The organism is Sporosarcina sp. E16_3, from assembly GCF_017347125.1.
In the GTDB taxonomy this organism is placed as follows: domain Bacteria; phylum Bacillota; class Bacilli; order Bacillales_A; family Planococcaceae; genus Sporosarcina.
This window is the reverse complement of the sequence record NZ_JADPRX010000081.1, coordinates 1-821: the sequence shown is the minus strand read 5'-3', so window position 1 is coordinate 821 and position 821 is coordinate 1. Positions and strand designations below refer to the sequence as shown.

General features: G+C 45.6%; 1 protein-coding gene. It reads left to right on the top strand.

Going from position 1 to position 821, the window contains the following annotated elements; all coding sequences use genetic code 11:
* Positions 1–821, top strand: an 821-nt coding sequence (locus I2483_RS19195) for a M20/M25/M40 family metallo-hydrolase (protein ID WP_207278651.1), incomplete at both ends; no start/stop codon positions are given.

The window sequence follows — 821 nt, the reverse complement described above, 5'->3', positions numbered from 1 at the left end:
GAAGCTGCACGTATTGACCTTGAGACAGGAAATTACTTGTTTGGTCGCGGTACGATGGATATGAAAATGGGGCTTGCGCTCCATATGCAGCTCATCGAAAAAGCGAGCGTCGAAAAATGGCCAATTAATCTTATCTTGACGACGGTTCCTGATGAAGAGGTGAACTCAGCGGGTATGCGTGCAGCGGTGACGGAGCTTGTCCGTATTCGTGAGCAGCAAGGGTTAACGTATAAACTATTTTTAAATAGCGAGCCATCGTTTTCTCAAAACCCAACGGATATTGCTGAGTATGTCTACTCGGGTACCATCGGAAAAATTATGCCTGCTGCATTGTTCTATGGCAAAGAAACACATGTCGGCGAGCCGATGAAAGGTATGACGGCGAACTATATTGCTTCCTATCTGACGCAACGTATGGAATGGAACGAATTATTCCGTGAGACAGATCTCGGAGAAACTACACCGTTACCGGTTTCATTGCAACAAAAAGATTTGAAACTTCAATACTCGACGCAAACGCCGTACCGTGCAGTTGCATTATATAACGTTTTCCTAATGAAGCGTACTGCATCCGAAGTGATGGATTTGTTTGAGCAAGTGGCAATTGACGCGATGTCAGCGTGTAACGATAGCTACAAGGTCATTTGTGAGCGAGAGCAAGTAACAGGCGTAGGGGAAGTAAGAGTGTTGCGCTATGAGCAGCTCCTTGAACATGCCTTGCTAAAATTAGGGGCGAAGGAAGTTGAACGCTTGAAACAAGAAGCGCTCACTAATGAAGAGTGGGATGACCGTGAAAAGTCACTTCGCATCGTCGATAATTT